This is a genomic window from Pseudomonas sp. Eqa60, from assembly GCF_018326405.1.
Lineage (GTDB): Bacteria > Pseudomonadota > Gammaproteobacteria > Pseudomonadales > Pseudomonadaceae > Aquipseudomonas > Aquipseudomonas protegens.
In genome coordinates this window covers 1,136,728-1,157,382 of sequence record NZ_AP024342.1, presented here as the reverse complement: position 1 = coordinate 1,157,382, position 20,655 = coordinate 1,136,728, and the positions used below count along the sequence as shown (strand labels likewise).

24 protein-coding genes are annotated in these 20,655 nt (G+C 63.4%); 11 read left to right on the top strand and 13 right to left on the bottom strand.

The features are described 5' to 3' along the window. Positions 1–126: 126 nt before the first annotated feature. From KI242_RS05115 to KI242_RS05080, 8 genes are all read right to left on the bottom strand, one after another. Positions 127–1,494 (bottom strand): DUF1329 domain-containing protein, encoded by a 1,368-nt coding sequence (locus KI242_RS05115; RefSeq protein WP_015634191.1) that lies wholly within the window; start codon positions 1,492–1,494, stop codon positions 127–129. A 24-nt stretch (positions 1,495–1,518) separates the two neighbouring features. Next, the gene (locus KI242_RS05110; RefSeq protein ID WP_015634190.1) at positions 1,519–3,309 is read right to left on the bottom strand and encodes a DUF1302 domain-containing protein; all 1,791 of its coding nucleotides are present in this window, start codon (positions 3,307–3,309) and stop codon (positions 1,519–1,521) included. Between the two features lie 497 nt (positions 3,310–3,806). Then, positions 3,807–4,166: a hypothetical protein gene (locus KI242_RS05105; RefSeq protein ID WP_019093356.1), complete on the bottom strand. Its 360-nt coding sequence runs from the start codon at positions 4,164–4,166 to the stop codon at positions 3,807–3,809. A 183-nt stretch (positions 4,167–4,349) separates the two neighbouring features. Continuing rightward, on the bottom strand, positions 4,350–5,261 hold the full coding sequence (locus tag KI242_RS05100) for an SDR family oxidoreductase (RefSeq protein WP_011059315.1): 912 nt from the start codon (positions 5,259–5,261) through the stop codon (positions 4,350–4,352). Positions 5,262–5,399: 138 nt separating this feature from the next. Next, the gene (locus KI242_RS05095) at positions 5,400–6,302 is read right to left on the bottom strand and encodes an alpha/beta hydrolase (RefSeq protein ID WP_019096053.1); all 903 of its coding nucleotides are present in this window, start codon (positions 6,300–6,302) and stop codon (positions 5,400–5,402) included. After that, complete coding sequence (locus KI242_RS05090; RefSeq protein ID WP_011059313.1) at positions 6,302–7,084, bottom strand: class II aldolase/adducin family protein; 783 nt, start codon at positions 7,082–7,084, stop codon at positions 6,302–6,304. The genes KI242_RS05095 and KI242_RS05090 overlap by 1 nt, the downstream gene beginning before the upstream one ends. A 143-nt stretch (positions 7,085–7,227) precedes the next feature. Continuing rightward, a complete protein-coding gene (locus tag KI242_RS05085; RefSeq protein ID WP_212805965.1) occupies positions 7,228–7,914 on the bottom strand; it encodes an LrgB family protein in 687 nt (228 codons plus the stop codon). Continuing rightward, positions 7,904–8,290 carry a CidA/LrgA family protein gene (locus KI242_RS05080; RefSeq protein WP_011059311.1) on the bottom strand — a complete coding sequence of 129 codons (387 nt, stop codon included), beginning with the start codon at positions 8,288–8,290 and terminating at the stop codon, positions 7,904–7,906. Before KI242_RS05080 ends, KI242_RS05085 begins: the two co-directional genes overlap by 11 nt. A 98-nt stretch (positions 8,291–8,388) precedes the next feature. Here KI242_RS05080 and KI242_RS05075 point away from each other — a divergent pair, with 98 nt between their 5' ends. Then, complete coding sequence (locus tag KI242_RS05075) at positions 8,389–9,285, top strand: LysR family transcriptional regulator (protein ID WP_011059310.1); 897 nt, start codon at positions 8,389–8,391, stop codon at positions 9,283–9,285. Here KI242_RS05075 and KI242_RS05070 read toward each other — a convergent pair. Then, positions 9,266–9,721 carry a flavodoxin gene (locus KI242_RS05070; RefSeq protein ID WP_123430079.1) on the bottom strand — a complete coding sequence of 152 codons (456 nt, stop codon included), beginning with the start codon at positions 9,719–9,721 and terminating at the stop codon, positions 9,266–9,268. The two genes, KI242_RS05075 and KI242_RS05070, sit on opposite strands and share 20 nt — an antisense overlap. Before the next feature lie 154 nt (positions 9,722–9,875). On the opposite strand from KI242_RS05070, the gene KI242_RS05065 reads away from it, so the two are divergent. After that, positions 9,876–10,334, top strand: coding sequence for a PAS domain-containing protein (locus tag KI242_RS05065; RefSeq protein ID WP_212805964.1), 459 nt, complete (start codon positions 9,876–9,878; stop codon positions 10,332–10,334). A 68-nt stretch (positions 10,335–10,402) separates the two neighbouring features. Further along, on the top strand, positions 10,403–11,008 hold the full coding sequence (locus KI242_RS05060) for a hypothetical protein (RefSeq protein ID WP_011059307.1): 606 nt from the start codon (positions 10,403–10,405) through the stop codon (positions 11,006–11,008). 11 nt (positions 11,009–11,019) lie between these two features. On the opposite strand, the gene KI242_RS05055 is transcribed toward KI242_RS05060, so the two are convergent. Further along, on the bottom strand, positions 11,020–11,961 hold the full coding sequence (locus KI242_RS05055; RefSeq protein ID WP_212805963.1) for a MerR family transcriptional regulator: 942 nt from the start codon (positions 11,959–11,961) through the stop codon (positions 11,020–11,022). A gap of 211 nt (positions 11,962–12,172) precedes the next feature. Here KI242_RS05055 and KI242_RS05050 point away from each other — a divergent pair, with 211 nt between their 5' ends. The 6 genes from KI242_RS05050 to KI242_RS05025 all read left to right on the top strand — a co-directional run bounded on the left by KI242_RS05050 (position 12,173) and on the right by KI242_RS05025 (position 15,285). Further along, positions 12,173–12,742: an antibiotic biosynthesis monooxygenase gene (locus KI242_RS05050; protein WP_011059305.1), complete on the top strand. Its 570-nt coding sequence runs from the start codon at positions 12,173–12,175 to the stop codon at positions 12,740–12,742. A 176-nt stretch (positions 12,743–12,918) separates the two neighbouring features. Continuing rightward, positions 12,919–13,629 carry a dihydromonapterin reductase gene (gene folM / locus KI242_RS05045; RefSeq protein WP_041115997.1) on the top strand — a complete coding sequence of 237 codons (711 nt, stop codon included), beginning with the start codon at positions 12,919–12,921 and terminating at the stop codon, positions 13,627–13,629. A 23-nt stretch (positions 13,630–13,652) separates the two neighbouring features. After that, positions 13,653–14,213, top strand: a complete 561-nt coding sequence (folE, locus tag KI242_RS05040; protein WP_011059303.1) for a GTP cyclohydrolase I FolE — start codon at positions 13,653–13,655, stop codon at positions 14,211–14,213. Positions 14,214–14,215: 2 nt separating this feature from the next. Next, positions 14,216–14,596, top strand: coding sequence for a dihydroneopterin triphosphate 2'-epimerase (gene folX / locus KI242_RS05035; RefSeq protein WP_011059302.1), 381 nt, complete (start codon positions 14,216–14,218; stop codon positions 14,594–14,596). A 42-nt stretch (positions 14,597–14,638) separates the two neighbouring features. Beyond that, positions 14,639–14,950, top strand: coding sequence for a DUF1244 domain-containing protein (locus KI242_RS05030; protein ID WP_169892840.1), 312 nt, complete (start codon positions 14,639–14,641; stop codon positions 14,948–14,950). After that, a complete protein-coding gene (locus KI242_RS05025; protein ID WP_019093350.1) occupies positions 14,947–15,285 on the top strand; it encodes a HopJ type III effector protein in 339 nt (112 codons plus the stop codon). The genes KI242_RS05030 and KI242_RS05025 overlap by 4 nt, the downstream gene beginning before the upstream one ends. 146 nt (positions 15,286–15,431) lie before the next feature. On the opposite strand, the gene trxB is transcribed toward KI242_RS05025, so the two are convergent. Then, positions 15,432–16,394: a thioredoxin-disulfide reductase gene (gene trxB, locus KI242_RS05020; RefSeq protein ID WP_011059299.1), complete on the bottom strand. Its 963-nt coding sequence runs from the start codon at positions 16,392–16,394 to the stop codon at positions 15,432–15,434. A 310-nt stretch (positions 16,395–16,704) separates the two neighbouring features. On the opposite strand from trxB, the gene cysZ reads away from it, so the two are divergent. Beyond that, positions 16,705–17,454 carry a sulfate transporter CysZ gene (cysZ, locus tag KI242_RS05015; protein ID WP_011059298.1) on the top strand — a complete coding sequence of 250 codons (750 nt, stop codon included), beginning with the start codon at positions 16,705–16,707 and terminating at the stop codon, positions 17,452–17,454. 45 nt (positions 17,455–17,499) lie between these two features. Further along, complete coding sequence (locus tag KI242_RS05010; RefSeq protein ID WP_015634177.1) at positions 17,500–18,780, top strand: glycosyltransferase family 1 protein; 1,281 nt, start codon at positions 17,500–17,502, stop codon at positions 18,778–18,780. Here the strand turns inward: KI242_RS05010 and KI242_RS05005 are convergent. Further along, positions 18,777–19,880, bottom strand: a complete 1,104-nt coding sequence (locus KI242_RS05005) for an NADH:flavin oxidoreductase (protein WP_011059296.1) — start codon at positions 19,878–19,880, stop codon at positions 18,777–18,779. The two genes, KI242_RS05010 and KI242_RS05005, sit on opposite strands and share 4 nt — an antisense overlap. Before the next feature lie 187 nt (positions 19,881–20,067). Then, on the bottom strand, positions 20,068–20,550 hold the full coding sequence (locus tag KI242_RS05000; protein WP_015634175.1) for a redoxin domain-containing protein: 483 nt from the start codon (positions 20,548–20,550) through the stop codon (positions 20,068–20,070). Between the last annotated feature and the right edge of the window lie 105 nt (positions 20,551–20,655).

Here is a 20,655-nt window from a genome sequence, read left to right as displayed (position 1 = left end):
AAGAGGAACGCAGTATTGCCGCGACTGTGGCGAGCAAGCTCGCTTGCCAGGACTGGCCGCCCTAAAAAACCGCACGCCCCAAGAGCGTGCGGCTCGACCATTACTCCACTGCAACCCAAGAGGCGCCTAGCGCACTCCGCTGGCGCGCAGGGCCGCCGGGGTGTAGTCGGCCGCCTTGGCGGCAAAGCCGAACTCCAGGCTGTGCTTCTCTTCGTTCTTCATGCCCAGGGCCAGGTAACGGCCGGCGTTCAGGTCATACAGGGCCTCCAGGGTGTAGGCCGGTACCTGGTGGTCGTAGTAGTACTGCGCATGACCTTCGGCTACCCGCCACAGTTGGCCGCGTCCGTCATAGTGGTCCACCAGGGCCACCTGCCAGCTGTCCTCGTCGATGTACATGTGCCGAGTGGCGTAGATGTGCCGCTGGTTGGGCTTGACCGTGCCCACCACTTCCCACACCCGGTGCAGTTCATAGCGGGTCAGATCCTGGTTGATGTGCCCGGCCTTGACGATGTCGTCGTACTTGAGGCTCGGGGAATCCAGCTTGTAGCTGTTGTAGGGGATGTACATCTCCTTCTTGCCCACCAGCTTCCAGTCGTAACGGTCGGGAGCACCGGAGAACATGTCGAAGTTGTCCGAGGTGCGCAGGCCGTCGGCGGCGGTGCCCGGGCCGTCGTAGGCCACTTGCGGGGCGCGGCGCACGCGACGCTGGCCCGCGTTGTAGATCCATGCCGAACGCGGTTCCTTGACCTGGTCCAGGGTCTCGTGGACCAGCAGCACGTTGCCCGCCAGCCGCGCCGGGGCGGTCACCGACTGCTTGAAGAAGTTCTGCACGTTGGCCGCCTTGGCCGGGTCCAGGTCCGGGATCAGTTGCGGCGCCGCCACCTCTTCCTCGAAACGGATCGAGGTGTAGCTGCCGTTGGTCTGCGGGGTGACCTGGGTGACGATGCGCTTCTGGTTGCCGCCGTGATAACGGGTCAGGTGGTTCCACAGCACCTCGATGCCGTTCTTCGGAATCGGGAAGGCGTAGTAACGGTTGCCGGTAAAGTTGGCCAGGCCGTTGCCGTCGTTGGTAGTGGTCACGCTCAAGGCGCTGCGCTTGGCCGACTCGTAGATCTCGGGTGGCAGGCCGACGCTGCGGTGAGTGGGGTAGACCGGGATCCGGTAGCTGTCCGGGTAGCGCTTGAACATCGCCACCTGGCCGTCCGAAAGCTTGTCCTTGTATTTGTCCACCGTCGCCGCGGTGATGATGAACAGCGGTTTTTCATTGGCGAACGGGTCGGCGAGAAAGCCCTTGCTGTCCACCGCCCCGGCATTCTTGGGAATGCCTCCGGTCCAGGCCGGGATCGAGCCGTCGGCATTACCGGCTTTTTCCGCACCCACCGGGGTCAGGCTGGTTCCCAGCTTGGCGGCTTCTTCCGGGCTCACGGCGGCCATCAGGTTGGCCGCCCACAACCCCAGTGCCAGGGCGCTGCATTGCAGAATCATCTTGCGCATTCAAATGCTCCTTCTTGTGCCGGTTCAGAAGTTCACGCCAAAGCTCAACGCGAGGAAGTCCCGGTCGGTCAGGGTGTTGTAGCGCCCGCCAAAAAAGTCGGTGTAGCTGAGGCTGGCGGTGTAGGTGTTGCGGTAGTCGGCATCCACGCCAACGCTCAGGGCCTTGGCGCCCTGGTTGAACAGGCCGTTGGGCCCGTAGCCGTTGACGTCATGGGACCAGGAAAGGTTGGGCTTGAAGTTGATGCCGGCGATCACGTTGCTGTAGTCGAGGATGGCCCGGGCGCGATAGCCCCAGGAGGTGGCCGTGACGAAACCGTCGGTGTCGCCCCCATAGCCGTATTGGCCGTACACCGAGTCCCGGCCGTAGCGCAGCTTGCTCTTGTCTTCCAGGCCTCCGACGTGGACCACTGCCGCCTCGCCCACCAGGGTCAGGCGGTCGGCCCCCAGCACCTGATCGAAGAACTGGGTCATGGAACTCTGGATCTGAGTGATTTCCTTGCGCCGGTAGCCGGTGTTGTCAGCCCCCATGGCGGTCTTGATCGGCGACGCCGCGCCCCCGGAAATAGGGTTGAGCAGGGCCAGGGTCAGGTCGTTGGTGTTGACCTGCACCGGCGCGTTGGGCCGATAGCTGATCTCGCCGGTCCAGGCGGTGCCGGTGGGCAGGGTGGTGGAGAAACTGGCGCCATACAGGCGGATGTCTTCCGGGTATTCGAGGTAGTACTGGCCACGGCCAAGCATCACGCTTTGCACCAGGCCACTGCCAGAACCCGGAACGATGCCGTTGGCGACGCCGGCAATGGCGCCCAGGGTCGCCGCGCTGACATTGGCCGTGGTGGTACTCACCACCGGGCTGCGGGAGTGGTAGTTCATGAAGTACAGGCCGTACTCGGTGTCATCGCCGAGCCAGCGCAGGGCGGCGCCCCACTGCCCGGAGTCGCGGGCATCACGATCACCGCCGCGGGGCAGGATCACCCCTTCGCGGGTCACCTGGAAGCCCTGGCCGAAGGCCGCCGCCACCGGCTGCAACGGCGCGATGGCCGGGCTGCCGACGGTGTAGCCGGTGGTGCAGCCATCGGCCACCACGTCGTTGCCGAAGAAGGTGCCGCAGTTGTCCACCACGGTCTGGTCCCACTCCAGCTGATAGAAGCCTTCCACGGTCAGCTGGTTGGTCAGGCCCTGGGACGCGAACAGCATGTTCACCGGTACCAGGCCTTCCTTGATTTCGGCGCCGGGGCGGCGAAAGGCCGAGACATCCACAGGGTTGATGCTGTTGATGGAGTTGCCGATGAAGGTGCTCTCGCCCCAGCTGACCACCTGCTTGCCGGCACGCACGGTACCCGGCAGGTCGGCAATGGAATAGTTGTGGTAGACGAAGGCATCGAGGATCTGCGCCCCCGAGGACTTGGCGCCCTCCTTGCGGTTGTGGTCGCTGATGGGCTTGAACTCGCGGTCTTCGTCCTTGAGCTCGAAGTCGTACCAGTACTTGCCGCGAACGAAGACCCCGGTGTCGCCGTACTTGAGTTCCAGGTCATGCAGGCCCTTGAAGATCTTCGAGAAGGTTTCGCCCTTCTTGAAGTTCAGGCGGCCATCGTCGCCAGTGGACGACTGGGCGGTACCGCCATTGACCGTTCCGACGAAGGCGCGGTCGGCATTGCGCATGCCCCAGCTGGCACCAACCGATAGCGACGAGTCGAACTGCCCTTCGATTTCCCCGATGTTGAACGACACCGCCTGCGCCTGGGCGCAGCAGCCCAGCGCCACCGCGACGGCCAGCGCCTGCGGTTTGAAGATGGCGCGCATTGTTATTCTTGTCATGCGTCTTCCCCGGTGAGTGACAGGAGGCCTCACCCTACTGCCGGGGTAGCACGGTCGATAAGCGCACCAAGGAGGTATTCGCGCTGTCACTCGAAGGAATTAGTGCCCTTGCCATCACGGCCGTTCAAGGGGTTATCCAGCGGCTGGATGCAGGCTTATCAGGGGCGTCGATGCAGGGGGATGACCGGGGCGAAAAAACGCTCAGACTGTTGCTCAGGCTGTAACAGTCCTTGTCCTGAATCGCTATTTTTCCGTACCCGGCCAGGGCTTATTCTTCACTCGCAGTCACGGCAAACAACCGCTTGCCACTGACCTTGCAAGTACCGGGCACGAACTGTTCCCGGGAATGATTTCCAGCCGCTTGAAGGCGTGTGATTCAAGCTGCTGCCCCTGGTTCACCGACGTTGATTTTGTAGCTCCTTGATCTAACGTCTTGCTTCGGCCGCTGCTCTTGCAGCGGCCTTTTTTATGCCTGGAACACCAGAGGAAAGTGGCAACTACGCCGCGTCATCCTCGCTCTCGTCGTAATGAAACTTGTGCAGCAGACGGTGCGCCACTGGGGACAGGATCAAGCCCAGGGTGGCAGCGAAGACCAGGTTGGTATAAAGCCCGTAGCTGGCAAAAAACAGTTTGCCACCAGGGGTTTGCGGCATGTTGATGGGGCCGATGCCGCCGAGGATCATGGCCGCGTCATACAAGGCGTCATGGAAGGAAATGTCTTGTTCGAAGTACAGCAGGCCGCTGATACCCAGCAGCACCGAGAAGATGATCAGCGCCAGCACCACCAGCCCATGCATGCATAAACGGCGGATGAACAGCAGCCGCGACAATACCGGCTGATCCTTTGACTCATACATATGCAGCACTCCCTGTTCGTTCGCGGACCGTCGAGCATAGTGACGAACGTTGCAGGAGTAAAACCGCCGGGGCCAGGGCCCGGCGGGGTGATGCATCCAGTGCTGAAAACCCGGCGCACTTAGGGCCAGAAGCCGGCCCCTATCATCCTGGCGCAGGCGATAGGGGATGGACAAAGGGGCGCTTCAGAGGGCGTACTTTTGCAGATTCTGCATCATCTCCTTCAATGCCTCGATATTGTCCTTGGGGTGCGCCGCGCCCTCGAAGTCGCAGATCTGCTGCCAGTGGGCCGCCACGTCTTCCGGGGAAAAGCCCTGGCGAGGATCGAAGCCGGCGCCCAGGCTGCGCTCCCAGCGCACCTTGCCGATCCAGCCGCCGCCCACTTCGAACAGGCCGGAGGTTTCCTGGCACTGCTCGCTGCCCAGGTACACCACCAGCGGGCTGACCAGTTCGGGCTTGAGCTGCTCGAACACCTGGGGCGGAATCAGCCCCTCGGTCATCCGCGTACCGCCGGTGGGCGCGATGGCGTTGACCAGGATGTTGTTCTTGCGCCCTTCGATGGCCAGGGTCCGGGTCAGGCCGTACAGGCCGAGCTTGGCCATGCCGTAGTTGGACTGGCCGAAGTTGCCATAGATGCCCGAGGTGGAAGCGGTGAAGATCACCCGCCCATACCCCTGGTCGCGCAGGTGTGGCCAGGCGGCGCGGGTGACCTTGTAGGCCCCCTCGACATGCACCCGATACACCAGGTCCCAATCGGCGTCCTCCATCTTGTGGAAGGTCTTGTCCCGCAGGATCCCCGCGTTGTTGACCACCACATCGACCCGACCAAACACATCCAGGGCGTTCTGCACGATCTTTTCACCGTCGGTGACCGAGTCATGGCTGGCTTCGGCGATACCGCCGGCCTCGCGGATCTGCGCCACCACGCGGTCGGCGGCCGAAGCGCTGGCGCCTTCGCCCTGGGCCGAGCCGCCGAGGTCGTTGACCAGCACCTTGGCGCCGTGCCGGGCGAACAGCAGTGCATGGGCCCGGCCCAGGCCACCGCCGGCCCCGGTGACGATCACCACTTTATCTTCCAAGCGCACAGACTCACTCATACCGAACTCCAGCAGGGCCAATGGACAATGCTTCGAGTGTCAGGCAGCCAGCCTTTGGTCACAATAAAAACGTTTTGACCTGAATGGTGCGCAATAAGGCAGCGGGATAATCGCCTTGCCCGCTCAAGGCCGCGGGGTTCAGGAACACGCCAACCGTGATGATGGCGACAGCAGATTGTCGCGAAACTCCAGGTAATGCTTGAGCACCGCCAGGGGCGCTTCGATCTGCGGGTAATGCCCGATGCTCGGCAGCAGCACCGTGTCGGCCCGTGGGATCAATTGCCGATAGCGCTCCACCATGTGTGCCCCGGAAATCGGGTCCAGGGCACCATCGATCACCCGCAGGGGCACCTCGCCGCGCTGCATGGCACTGACCCAACGTTCACGCCGGGCCCGGCGTTCAGGGATATAGCCGATCAGCTTGTGCAGGATTCGCGGGCCATCGTTGCTCTGCACCAGGCTCCAGAAATCATCCAGCACCGACTCGCTGGGGCGGTTCTGGGGGCCGAATATCTGCCGAAAACTCTTGGCCAGGCCCTGGCGGCTGAACGTTCTCCCGAGCATCCAGCCCAGCGGGCTGAGCAGCAGCTTCTGGGTCAGCACCGGGCGATGGGTTTCCGGGAACAGGCCGCCGTTGAGAAACACGCAACTGGCGATATCGATCCGCTCTTCGTAGTGCCGGGCCAGCAACTCCTGGGCAACGCTGTCGCCGTAGTCGTGGGCCAGCAGATGCACCGGCTCGGCGATACCCAGATGGGCCAGCAGCGCCTGCTGCAGGTCAGCCTGCTCCAGCAGGCTGTAGTCATGCTCCAGGGGCTTGGCCGAATCACCGAAGCCCAGCATGTCGCAGGCGATCACCTGATGATGCCGGGCCAGGGGCTGCCACAGGTAGTGCCAGTCCCAGCTGGCGGTGGGAAAGCCATGGATCAGCAGCAGCGGCTCGCCCTGCCCGGCTACCCAGTAACGGATGCGCTGGCCGCGAAAGAGCAGGTCATGTCCGCGTGTACGCCACACGCACAGCGGGATCTCGGCAATAGGCATCAGAGTGTGTAACCCGGGTCGAGTTGATCGAGTTTGCGCAGCAGGGCCGGCCAGGCCAGAGCGCCGCCCATGCCCTGAGCGCTGCGGGTGACACCAGCGATCATCGCCCTGGCCCCGGCCAGGATCGGCGCAGGGATGGCAATCAGCTCGGCGCCGCCGTTCTGCGCCAGCACCTGGATCTCGCAGGCGCGCTGGAAGGTGAACATCATCAGGAAGGTGTCGGCGATGGTCGCGCCGCAGGTGAGCAGGCCATGGTTGTGCAGCATCAGGAAACTGTTGTCCCCCAGGTCGGCCTGCAGCCGGACCTTCTCCTCGGGGTTCAGGGCCACACCTTCATAGGGGTGGTAACCCAGGCTCGACAACACGAACAGCGACTGCTGGCTGATGGGCAACACGCCCTGCTTCTGCGCCGAAACCGCAACCCCGGCCGCGGTATGGGTGTGCAGCACGCAAACCACATCGTGACGCACCGCATGCACCGCGCTGTGAATGGTGTAGCCCGCCGGGTTGATCTCGTAGGGGCTGTCCATCAGCTTGTTGCCGGCCTGGTCGACCTTCACCAGGCTCGACGCGGTGATCTCGTGGAACATCAGGCCAAACGGGTTGATCAGGAAATCTTCGGTGCCCGGCACCTTGGCGGAGATGTGGGTGAAAATCAGGTCGTCCCAGCCATGCATCGCCACCAGGCGATAGCAGGCGGCCAGGTCCACGCGGGTTTGCCACTCGATGGCGCTGACCTGGTTTTTTACACTCGGTGTCGATTGAACGGGGGCTAGGCTCACGGCAAGGACCTCGGTGATGGTTCTTATAGGAAGAGGACCTCCAGAGTCTAGACAGCTCACGCCGCTGGCGGAGTTGCATTGGCAGCCAGCTTGATGGCCGTGCGGGTCAGCCGGGAATCAGGCCCTGGCCCGGGGCTTGCGCGTCAAAGCAACGACGCCAGCAAAGGGGCGGCGAACAGGTTCAGAAGCCCGGTCAGGACCATCACCAGCCCTGCCACCGAACCTTCTTCGCCCCCCACTTCATGGGCCCGGCTGACCCCTGCACCATGGGCCCCGACGCCAAACAGGGCGCCGCGGGCCAGGGCGCTGCGCAGCGGCAGCCAGCGCAGCAGCACACCGCCGAGCATGGCCCCGAACACCCCTGTGAACATCACGAATACCGCGGTCAGCTCGGGTACGCCGCCCAGGTCATGGGCCAGGGGCATGGCGAACGGCGTGGTGATGGAGCGCGGCACCAGGGACAGGGTCACCGAGCTGTCCAGGGCCAGGGCCTTGGCCAGGCCGAACGAGCTGCCAATGGAAGCCGCGCTGCCCGCCAGCATGCCCAGCAGCAATGCCGACCAGTGGCGCATCAGCAGTTGCCGCTGCTGCCAGATGGGAATGGCGAAGGCCACGGTCACCGGCCCCAGTACCAGCATCAGCCAGTGGGTATTGGCGGCGTATTCGGCGTAGGCGGTGTGCAGCGGCACGGCGACCGCCAGCAGCAGGGCCGGCACCAGAATCAGCGGCGACAGCAGGTAGCGCCCGGTGCGCCGGTAGATCCAGCGGCTGAACAGGTAGGCGCCCAGGGTCAGGGCCAGCCAGAACACCGGCATGGCGTCAAGCTTCATGGCGCATCCTCCAGCGGCACACCAATTCCACGGTCAAGGCTGTCACCAGCATCACCAGCAGGGTGCTGACGCCTATTACCAGCAGAATCCGCCAGCCGTCCTGGCGCAGCAGGCCGCCGTAGTCCAGCAGGCTCATCAGTGCGGGAATGAAGAACAGCAGCATCTCGGCCATCAACAGGCCAGCCCCCAGCTGCAGGGCCGCCGGCTTGACCCAGCCCAAGGCGAAGGCCAGCAGCAACAGCGCAAGGCCCATGACCCCACCGGGAATCGGCCAGGGCAGCCAGCTGGCCAGTTGGCAGCCGAGAAAATAGATGGCCAGCAGCACCGCCAGTTCAAGAATCAGGCGGCCCAGGCGTTTGCAGGTGGAAATGTTCATGGTGGTTCGGTCCTCTCAGGGGCTTATTTTATGAAAAGCCCCATCATTACCGAAGCGAATTGTTAGACTGGAAGCCATTCCAATCTGGAATCACCGCCATGGATTTCAAACAACTGCGCAGCTTTGTCGAGGTGATCCGCCAGGGCGGCTTCACCCAGGCGGCCAGGACCCTGCACATCAGCCAGTCGGCGGTCAGCAAGCAGATCGCCCAGCTGGAACAGAGCCTCGGCACGCCCTTGCTGGAGCGCCAGGGTTCGCATATCCACCTCACCGCCGCCGGCAACGTGGTGCTGCAACGGGCCGAAGGCATGTTGCGCCTGCGCCACGAACTGCTCAGCGAACTGGACGACCTGAGCCAGCTGGCACGGGGGGAACTGCGCCTGGGGCTGCCGCTGCTAGGCAGTGACGCGCTGTTCGCCAGCCGTTTTGCCGAATACCGCCGGCGCTATCCGAATATCCAGGTGCAGTTGCTCGAAGGCGGCAGCCTGAATGTCGAACAGGCGGTGCGCAACGGCGAACTGGAACTGGGGGGCAGCCTGACCCCCAAGGACCCGGCGTTCGCCTACCAGCCCTTCTGCGATGAACCGCTGGATGCCTTGCTGCCCGCCGATCACCCCTTGGCGATGAACGCCCAGGTACGCCTGGAAGAACTGGCAGACACGCCGTTCCTCCTGTACCAGCGCAGTTTCGTGCTCAACGACCGGCTGTTGCAGGCCTGCCAGCAGGTGGGTTTCACCCCCAGGGAAGGCGGGCGCAGCGGCCAGGCGGATTTCCTGGCGGCGCTGGTGGCCGCCGGCCAGGGCGTGGTGCTGTTGCCCAGTGTGGTGGCCCGTGGCCTGGTGCGGCCTGGGGTGGTGCGCCTGACCTTGAAGGCGCCGGACTACCTGCGATGGGATATCGCCTTCATCTGGCGCCAGGGCGCTTATCTGTCCAAGGCAGCGCAAGCCTGGCTGGCGCTGCTGCGGGAACAGCCGGTCAGCCCCGCAGGGCGCTGATCAGTTCGGCCAGCCAGGGCTCGGCGTCGGTTTCCGGGGTCACGCTCTCGCTGGCGTCCAGGCGCAGCATGGGCAGCACTTCCTGCACGCCCAGCTCGGCGAACAGCTCGCGCATCTGCTCGCCACCGCCACAGAAGGTATCGCCGTAGCTGGAATCCCCCAGGCCGATGACCGCTCCGGGCAACCCGCGCCAGGCGGCGGGCAACTGATCGCGAATACTCGAATACAGCGGCAGCAGGTTGTCCGGCAACTCGCCCATGCCGGTGGTGGAGGTCACGGCCAGAAACGCCTGCGGGGCGAAGGCCTGAAGCTCGGCCAGAGTGGCGCGCGGGTTGTGCCAGGCCTCGAAACCTGCGGTGTTGAGGAGTTTGGCTGCATGCCGGGCGACTTCTTCAGCCGTGCCGTACACCGAGCCGGAAAGGATGGCGACTTTCATCAATCTGATCCTGAAGCTGACTAAAAGGCTGGGATATTAACAGCTACGGAGTAAAATCCCGCCTGTGCCGCCACCTCTGCTGCAAAGCGCTGGTGGACAGCGGGCCAGCCTCTCTTACACTCCAGCACTTGCTGATCGAAAGCGGAACTTCAGGATGATCAACGCTCATCTGCTGCAACGGATGATCAACGCCTCCAACGACGGGATTGTGGTCGCCGAGCAGGAAGGCGAAGACAACATCGTGATCTATGTGAACCCGGCCTTCGAGCGGCTGACCGGCTACAGCGCCGACGAAGTGCTGTACCAGGATTGCCGCTTCCTGCAATCCGGGGACCGTGACCAGCCAGGCCTGGAAGTGATCCGCCAGGCCCTGCGACAAGGCCGCCCGTGCCGCGAGGTGCTGCGCAACTACCGCAAGGACGGCAGTCACTTCTGGAATGAGCTGTCGATCACCCCGGTATTCAATGACAGTGATCAGCTGACCTATTTCATCGGCGTGCAGAAAGACGTCAGCGTCCAGGTCAAGGCCCAGCAACGCGTGCTCCAGCTGGAGCAGCAACTGGCCGAAGTGCAAGCTGAACTGGCCGCCCTCAAGGCGACCAGCGGCCACTAATAAATCGCGGAATTCGTGGTCGTAGGGATATTCCCCGCCGATCTGTCCTCCACCCTCCGAGCAACATCATGCAGCGTGACGCCCTCCTCACCCAGGATGAACTGGACTTCATCCAGACCATGCAGCACAACCCGCAGCTCAATGTGCGTGATACCACCTCGAGCCTGATGGTCAATGGCGGCGCGCAGATCCGTGACCTGCTGACGCGCCTGGCGGCCAATGAAAAGGTCACCATCCAGGCCCGTTTCGACAATCAGCAGATGACCTTCCCGCTGCAGCTGGTGGAAGACGAATTCCATGCCCTGCACCTGCGGCTGGGGGTGCCGAGCATCTTCGAGGATGGGCCCATGGTGCGCCCCTGGCGCCTGGCCCTGGAGCAGCCGGTGGCCCTGGAAAATGCCAGGGGCCAGCCTGGCCGCCTGTGGGTTCGGGAGGTCTCGTTCAAGGGGATATTGGTGGAGATCCGCAACGGTACCCGGCCGCCGCGGCAGTTCGCCCAGTGGTTCAGCCCCTCGGGCTATGAACGGATTGCCCTGCACGGGCGCTTCGAGCGCCAGACCGAAGCCGGTTTCTACGCCTACCGCCTGGATCAGAGCGACCTGGAAGAAACCGAGCGCCTGCGCCAGTTCATCCTCCAGCAGCACCGCCACAGCCATCCGGCATTGCACGCCTGAAGGCTAGCGCCTCAAAGGAACCCGCGCAGGCGCTGCTGCATCAAGCGCCCCTCGTTACCCAGGCAAGCCACCGGCGAACCGACCAGGCTGTCCTGGGCCAGGTCCGCCGCGTCCCCGGCCAGCAGCAATGGGCAATCCAGGGTCAGTGCCAGGCGCTTGAGGCGCTTGGGCAACTCGGCCGAGGGTGCGTGATTGGAAAACACCACCAGGGCTACCGGCGCGACCTTTTCGCAGACCAGGGTCAGTTCCTCCAGCGGCACACCCGGGCCCAGCAGGCGCACACCGATCGGGTCTTGCCCGAGCATCAGCGCCGCCACCAGTAGCTCCAGTTCGCGGCATTGCTCATTGAGCGCCGTCAGCAGCAGATAGCGGCTCTGGGTGGCGCGTTGCAACAGCAGGCGCTGGGTAATCCGCGCCCGCAGGAAGCCATCCAGGAACAGCCATTCGCTGGTCTGGCCAAAAGCCTCGCGCGCCAGCAGTAACTGCTTCCAGAACGGCAGGAAGATGTCCTGGAACACCACCGGCAAGGCATAGCTGGAGAAGATCTGCCCGTAGAGGCGCTCAAGCTGCTCCTCATCGAACGCGCTGACCGCCAGCTTCAATTGATCGCGCCACTGGCCGTATTCGCCCTGCAAGCCGCCATCCACCGGAGCCTTGAGCTGGGCCTGGGCAGCCCGGCCCTTGGCCAGGATCTTGCCCACTTTGCTCACCGCCACGCCGCGTTCGATCCAGCCGAGAATCTCACGCACCGCCTCAACATCGTGCATGGAGTACAGGCGATGCCCACTTTCGGTGCGTGTCGGCTGAATCAGACCGTAGCGTCGTTCCCAGGCCCGCAGGGTCACCGGGTTGATTCCGGTCAGGCGCGCCACCTCACGGATCGGAAACAACTCGTCCTGACGAACGGCTTCGGGGGCGTGAGGGACGGAGGCAAGTTCAGTCATGACGGGCATCTGGGAAGAAAACACCGGAAAACAAAGTGGCGACCATTCTACTCCCCTCAGGTGGCGATGCTTCAAGCACGAGAAAAACCGACCGCCGTCATTGGTGCCTGGGCAGTAATCAGGAATAATCCTTGCTTGCTTCAGGCGCGGCCCGCCACCCCGGTGCCTCGTCAAGCGACTGCCTTACCCAGGCAGCGCATTGGTTTTACGGAGATACATAATGTCTACCTCACCCGTCACCCTGATGGTTGCCCGGCGCGTTGCCGACGGCCGTTACCAGGACCTGATCGCCTGGCTGCGCGAAGGCGAACAACTGGCCACCGACTTTCCCGGCTACCTGGGTTCCGGCGTTCTTGCGCCGCCCCCCAACGATGACGAATTCCAGATCATCTTCCGCTTCGCCGACGAATCCACCCTGCATACCTGGGAACACTCCGCCTCGCGTACGGCCTGGCTGGCCCGGGGCAGCGACCTGTTCGCCCACCCTTCGGAGCACCGGGTCAGCGGTATCGACGGCTGGTTCGGCGCCGCCGGCCATCGCCCGCCGCGCTGGAAGCAGGCCGTGGCCATCTGGCTGGCATTCTTCCCGGTGTCGCTGCTGTTCAACTTTGTCCTGGGCCCGTTGCTCGGCGACCTGAGCCTGCTGCCTCGGGTATTTGTCAGCACCCTGGCCCTGACCCCGCTGATGGTCTATTTCTTCATTCCGCTGTCCACCCGGCTGCTGGCCAACTGGCTCAACAGCACACCGGCCCGACCGCTGCCGGCCACCCCCTCGACGCAGAATCCGTGATTCGCCGGCAAGCCGGCTCATACCACACCTCGCGCAATATTTGCGCCTACCGTAGAAGCTGGCTTGCCAACGAAAAAACCCCGCAAGATCGCATTCGCCGGCAAGCCCGTTGCCTGCAGGCACAGGGCCTTCCCTCGCTGGTATAGTTTTCCCACTACCCGCGACGCGAGCCCTTCATGAACACCTCTCCTGCCCCGATCCTGATCACCGGCGCCAGCCAGCGAGTCGGCCTGCATTGCGCCCTGCGCCTGCTCCAAGACGGGCAGCCGGTGATCGTCACCTACCGCAGCCAGCGCCCGGGCCTTGAGGCCCTGCGGGAAAAGGGCGCGACCCTGCTGTTCGCCGATCTCTCCAGCGAAGCCGGGATCCTGGCTCTGATCACCGAGCTGAAAAACCGTACCCAGAGCCTGCGGGCCATCGTCCACAACGCCTCGGAATGGCTGGAGGAGAGCCCTGGCGACGAAGCAGCGGCCTTTGCCCGGATGTTCGGCGTGCACATGCTGGCGCCCTACCTGATCAACCTGCATTGCGCCGAGTTGCTGCAGCGCTCGAGCCCGGCAGACATCATCCACATCAGCGACGACGTGACCCGCAAGGGCAGCAGCAAGCACATCGCCTACTGCGCCAGCAAAGCCGGCCTGGACAGCCTGACCCTGTCCTTCGCAGCGAAATACGCCCCGACAATCAAGGTCAACGGCATTGCCCCGGCCCTGCTATTGTTCAACCCCGACGACGACGCGGCGTACCGCGCCAAGACCCTGGCCAAATCCGCGCTGGGCATCGAACCCGGCAGCGAAGTGATTTACCAGAGCCTGCGCTATCTGCTGGACAACCCCTATGTCACCGGCACCACCCTGACCGTCAACGGCGGGCGGCACCTCAAGTAAGCCGGCCCCTGTGAGGACCTTGCATGACCCTTTCCCTGCCCCAGCACTATCGCGAGATCCTCAAGGACCTGGGCGAAGACCCCGAGCGCGAAGGCCTGCTCGATACCCCCAAGCGCGCGGCCAAGGCCATGCAGTACCTGTGTCACGGCTACGGCCAGTCGCTGGAGGACATCGTCAACGGCGCGCTGTTTGCTTCCGACAGCGATGAAATGGTGATAGTCGCCGACATCGAGCTGTATTCCCTGTGCGAACATCACCTGCTGCCCTTCATCGGCAAGGCCCATGTGGCTTATATTCCTACCGGCAAGGTCCTGGGGCTGTCGAAGATCGCGCGGATCGTCGACATGTTCGCCAGGCGCCTGCAGATCCAGGAAAATCTCACTCGGGAAATCGCCGACGCGGTACAGAGCGTGACTCAGGCCGCCGGCGTCGCGGTGGTGATCGAGGCCAAGCACATGTGCATGATGATGCGCGGCGTCGAGAAACAGAATTCCACCATGCACACCTCGGTGATGCTCGGCGCCTTCCGCGATTCGAGCACCACTCGCCAGGAATTCCTGCAATTGATTGGACGGAGCAAGTAGCAATGCCACAACTTCAGCCAGGAATGGCTCGTATCCGAGTCAAGGACCTGCTCCTGCGGACCTACATCGGAATCAACGAGGAAGAGATCCTCAACAAGCAGGATGTGCTGATCAACCTGACCATCCTCTACGCGGCCCAGGACGCGGTGCGGGACAACGACATCGACCACGCACTGAACTACCGCACCATCACCAAGGCGATCATTGCCCATGTCGAGGGCAACCGCTTTGCCCTGCTGGAGCGCCTGACCCAGGAGCTGCTGGACCTGGTGATGAGCAACGCCTCGGTGCAGTACGCCGAAGTCGAAGTCGACAAACCCCACGCCCTGCGTTTTGCCGAGTCGGTGTCCATCACTCTCGCGGCCAGCCGCGCCAGCGCCTAGAAAACTGCCACAAGTGGCAAGTGCCCGCCTGGGCGCTTGCCCCTGTCCCGGAGAAACCCCATGACTGAACAACAACGCCTGGAACTGGAAGCCGCGGCCTTTCGCCGCCTGGTGGCCCACCTGGACAGCCGCAAGGACGTACAGAACATCGACCTGATGAACCTCGCCGGGTTCTGCCGCAACTGCCTCTCCAAGTGGTACAAGGCCGAGGCCGACGAACGCCAGATCGAGGTCAGCCTCGATGACGCTCGTGAAGTGGTGTATGGCATGCCCTACGCCGAATGGAAAAATCTCTACCAGAAAGAAGCCAGCGCCGAGCAGCAAGCGGCGTTCGCCAAAGGAAAACCCCAATGACTGACCTGAACACCCTGCGCGCCAGCCTGAACAGCGGTGAACACGCTTTTGCCGACACCCTGGCCTTTGTCGCCGCCGGCTATGACTACCAGCCCCAGGCCTTCAACAACGGCGGCGTGGAAAACGCCGCCGGGCAGAACGAAGGTTCGTGCAAGACCTTGGGCCTGGCCCTGCTGGAAGGCCTGAGCGACGAAGAGGCCCTGCTGGCCTTCGGCGAACACTACCGCTCGGTACTGGCCACCCCCGAAGGCACTGACCACGGCAATATCCGCGCCCTGATCGTTCACGGCCTGGCCGGGGTCAAGTTCTCCGCCCAGCCGCTGACCCGCCGCTGATCCGCATTCTGTAGGAGCTGGCTCGCCAGCGAAGGCGTCAGCACAGCGGCGCAAGGCTCGAGGGCCTGTTCGCCGGCAAGCCGGCTGCTACCGTGCAACACCCATAAAAAAACCGGCTTGCGCCGGTTTTTTTTATGGGTGGCAAATCAGAACGAAGCGTTCTGCAGGCCGTCCAGGTAACGCTCGGTGTCCAGTGCCGCCATGCAACCGGCGCCGGCCGAGGTGATGGCCTGGCGGTAAACGTGGTCGGCCACGTCGCCGGCAGCAAAGATGCCCTCGACGCTGGTGGCGGTGGCATTGCCGTCACGGCCGCCCTGCACGACCAGGTAACCGTCCTTGAGGGTCAGCTGGCCTTCGAACAGCGAGGTATTCGGGGTGTGGCCGATGGCGATGAACACGCCGTCGACCTTCAGCTCGTCGAAGCTGCCGTCGTTGTTCTTCAGGCGGGCACCGGTCACGCCCATGTTGTCACCCAGGACTTCGTCCAGGTTGGCATTGAGCTTGAGGATGATCTTGCCTTCGGCCACCCGGGCGTTGAGCTTGTCGATCAGGATCTTCTCGGCGCGGAAGGTTTCGCGACGGTGGATCAGGGTCACGGTGCTGGCGATGTTGGCCAGGTACAGCGCTTCTTCAACAGCGGTGTTACCGCCACCGACCACTGCCACCGGCTTGTTGCGATAGAAGAAGCCGTCGCAGGTGGCACAGGCGGAAACACCCTTGCCCATGAACGCTTCTTCCGAAGGCAGGCCCAGGTAGCGAGCGCTGGCACCGGTGGCGATGATCAGGGCGTCGCAGGTGTAGGTCGCGCTGTCACCGGTCAGGGTGTAGGGCTTGGCTGCGAAGTCCACGGCATTGATGTGATCGAAGACGATTTCAGTCTCGAAACGCTCGGCGTGCTCGCGCATCCGCTCCATCAGGGCCGGGCCGGTCAGGCCGTGCACGTCACCGGGCCAGTTGTCGACTTCGGTAGTGGTGGTCAGCTGGCCACCGGCCTGCATGCCGGTGATCAGCAGCGGCTTCAGGTTGGCACGGGCGGCATAGACGGCGGCGCTGTAACCGGCAGGGCCGGAACCGAGAATAATCACACGCGAATGGCGTACTTCAGACATGACTCACTCCTATCGACCGGCCCGGCTAGCCTGGCGCGGAACGCCGGATTGCCGGCTGGAATAAAAAAGGACGGCGAAACCTTGGGGAAGGCTTGAACTCGTCCGTCCAAAAAATAATGGGTGAAGCGTATAGAGGGGGCGAAGATTAAGGAAATACGGTTTAACAATCCAGCTCATAGGCGGTCTCTATCCTCAGGAGGCCTATTTGAAAGGGTCTTTGTTACCGTTGATGTCGACCGCTTCGCCGTGCTTTCGCCCCCAGGACAAAGCCGGTAAGGTCGGCGCGTTTTCATTCTGCTCGGAGCGCTCTATGCCCGCCCCTGTCCTGTCCGGCCCGCAATACCTGCGTGAAGGCCTGAAGCTGGTCCTCAGCCCCGGCCTGCGCCTGTTCGTGCTCCTGCCCCTGGCAATCAACCTGGTGCTGTTCGTCGGATTGATCTATTTCGCCGGCCATCAATTCAGCCTCTGGGTCGATGCGCTGATGCCGTCCCTGCCCAGTTGGCTGAGTTTCCTCAGCTATGTCATCTGGCCGCTGTTCGTGGTGCTGGTGGCCTTCATGGTGTTTTTCAGCTTCACCATGCTGGCCAACATCATCGCCGCACCCTTCAACGGTTTCCTCTCGGAAAAAGTCGAAACCGTGGTGCGCGGCACCGATGATTTCCCGCCCTTCAGCTGGGGTGAGCTGATTGCCATGATCCCCCGCACCCTGGCGCGGGAAATGCGCAAGCTCGGCTACTTCCTGCCCCGGGCCATCGGCCTGTTCATCCTCTCGCTGATTCCGGTGGTCAACCTGATTGCCGCGCCGCTGTGGCTGCTGTTCGGTATCTGGATGATGGCTATCCAGTACATCGACTACCCGGCGGACAACCACAAGATGAGCTGGCAGGACATGCTCGCCTGGCTGCGCCAGAAGCGCTGGCAGAGCCTGGGCTTTGGCGGCATCGTCTACCTGGCGCTGCTGATCCCGCTGGTCAATATCCTGATGATGCCGGCCGCCGTGGCCGGTGCCACGCTGTTCTGGGTGCGTGAACGCGGGGTGGAGAACCTGCCGGCCAAATAAGGCCGGGGCGTCATAAATCCATCATCGCAAGGTCACAATGGCGACATGGCCTCAGCCGACACTGAGGCCATGACGACAGCTCTGCATATCACCCTCATCACTGAAACCTTCCCACCGGAAATCAATGGCGTGGCCAATACCCTTGGCCGCCTCTGCGAGGGCCTGCGTGCCCGTGGGCATCAGGTTGAGCTGGTGCGCCCGCGCCAGGGTTGCGACCAGAGCCGGGCCAGCGACGAAGCCCTGCTGCTGTGCCGGGGCTGGCCGCTGCCGGGCTACCCGGGGCTTCAATGGGGCCAGTCGTCGATGCACAAGCTGCTGCGACGCTGGAAACGCCAGCGCCCGGACGTGCTCTATATCGCCACCGAGGGGCCGCTGGGGCTGTCTGCGCTGCGGGCCGCCAAGCGCCTGGGAATCTCCGTGGTCAGCGGCTTTCACACCAACTTCCAGCAGTACTCCAGCCAATATGGCCTGGGTTTGCTGACCCGCTTGCTGACCCACTATCTGCGCTGGTTCCACAACCGCTCGCAACTGACCCTGGTACCCAGCGCCAGCCAGCACCTGGAGCTGGAGCGCCGGCATTTCGAACGCCTGGCCCTGCTGTCCCGGGGCGTCGACAGCCAACTGTTCCACCCAGCCAAGCGGCTCGATACGCTGCGGGCCGACTGGGGCCTGGGCACCGATGACCTGGCGGTGATCCACGTCGGGCGCCTGGCGCAGGAGAAGAACCTGGGCCTGCTCAAGCGCTGCTTCGAACGCCTGCAGGCGACTTATCCACAGCGCAGGATGAAGCTGATCGTGGTGGGTGACGGCCCGCAACGTGGGGCTCTGGAAAAAAGCCTGCCCGAGGCCCTGTTCTGTGGCAGCCAGCGGGGCGAAGCCCTGGCCGCCCACTACGCCTGCGGGGACCTGTTTCTGTTTCCCAGCCTAACCGAAACCTTCGGCAACGTGGTGCTGGAGGCTCTGGCCTCGGGGCTCGCGGTGGTGGCCTACGATCAGGCTGCCGCAGCCCAGCATATCCGCCATGGCTACAACGGTGTGCTGGCCATGCCCGGCGACGAAAGCGCCTTCTGCGACGCTGCCAGCTGGCTGCTGGAAGAACCGGAAACCTTGCGCCGGGTACGCCTCAACGCCCGCCAGCATGCCAGCCGCCAGGGCTGGGCCGCGGTGATCGAGCAGTTTGAAGATCGCCTGCGCAGTGCCTGCGAGCACGGGCCGGCCGAGGATTACGAAGGGCTTATCGAAGCGACGGTCAAACCCCGCAGCGCCGTGGAGACACTCGGCACGGCAAGGGGGCTGCCCCCCTCGCCGCCCGGAGCCGGCAGTTAAACCAGGGTCGTCAGCGCGTCACGGCTGAACGGCAGGATGTCCTGCTCGCGACCTTCACGGACTTTCTGCGCCCAATCCGGATCCACCAGCAGTGCACGGCCCACGGCCACCAGATCGAACTCGTCGTTATTCAGACGCTGCAGCAGGTTTTCCAGGCTGGCCGGCTGCGCCACCTTGTCGGTGTTGACCATGAACTGCAGGAACTCGCCGTCCAGGCCGACGCTGCCCACGGTGATGGTGGGCTTTCCGGTGAGTTTGCGGGTCCAGCCCGCCAGGTTGAGGTCGGAACCTTCGAACTCCGGCTCCCAGAAGCGGCGGGTCGAGCAATGGAAGATATCCACACCGGCATCCGCCAGCGGCTTGAGGAAGGCCTCCAGAGCTTCCGGGGTCTGCACCAGGCGCGCGCTGTAGTCCTGCTGCTTCCACTGGGAAAACCGCAGGATGATCGGGAAATCCGGACCGACAGCAGCCCGCACGGCCTGGATCAGCTCAATGGCGAAGCGCGAGCGCTGGGCCAGGTCGCCACCGTATTCATCGGTACGCTGGTTGGTGCCTTCCCAGAAGAACTGGTCCACCAGGTAACCGTGGGCACCATGGATCTCCACGCCGTCCATGCCGATGCTCTGGGCATCCTTGGCGGCCTGGGCAAAGGCAGCGATCACCTCCTGGATGTCCTGGTGGGTCATGCCGTGCACCAGCACCTTGCCGTCCTTGAGCTTCTCGGTGGGGCCGTAGCCGGGCACGCTGGCGTCCGGCTCGGTGCCCAGGCGCCGCACATTGCCCACATGCCAGAGTTGCGGGACGATCTTGCCGCCTTCGGCGTGGACCGCATCCACCACCTTCTTCCAGCCGGCCAGGGCCGCCTCGCCATGGAACTGCGGCACATTGGGGTAACCATTGGCAGCCTGGTGACCCACCGTGGTGCCCTCGGTAATGATCAGGCCGACACCCGCAGCAGCGCGGCGGCGGTAATACTCGATGACCTTGGAGTTGGGCACGCCACCGGGGGAAAACGACCGGGTCATTGGTGCCATCACCACGCGGGTCGGCAGTTCCAGCGCGCCGAGTTGAAAGGGTTTGAACAAGGCTTGAACAGGCATGCTGCGCTCCGAGAAAAAGGCTTGAGTCGATATTCGACGCACAAGACTGCGCCGGGTACCGGCCCCGGCGCACTTATGATGAGGATAATATTCCCCCCTCAATGCGCTGCACAGCATTATTGATTTGAGTGATTTAGATGCAAAAACGCCGCATTGAAGCGGCGTTAAACAAGGGCCCGGCGCGGGTTCAGCTCAAGGCTTTTTCAATCGCCTGGATCACTGTCGGATCATCGGGAGCGGTACGCGGCGAGAAACGCGCCAGTACCCGGCCGTCCTTGCCCAATAGGAATTTCTCGAAGTTCCAGGTGATGTCCCCGGGAAACTCGGCGCCTTCGCCCGCCAGCAGGCGGTACAGCTGATGGCGCTCGGGACCGTTCACGTCCAGTTTGCTGCTCAAGGGAAAGGTCACCCCGTAGTTGAGGCTGCAAAATTCCTGGATCTCCTGCTCGGTGCCCGGTTCCTGCCCGGCGAACTGGTTGCAAGGCAACCCCAGCACGCTGAATCCCTGGGCCTTGTATTGCTGGTAGAGATTCTCCAGCGCCGCATATTGTGGTGTCAGACCACATTTGGAGGCGACGTTGACCACCAGCACGACGTGCCCCTTGAAGGGCGCGAGCGGCAGCTCCTGACCATCCAGGGCTTTCAATTTAAGGTCGTGAAAAGCACTCATGACGAACTCCAAATTCCTGTGTTCTTACAGAAAACAGCCTCTCGACAGTACAGCCAAAAGCCGCGGACTAAAAAGGCGCCCTCGGGCGCCTCTCCAGTAAGCTTG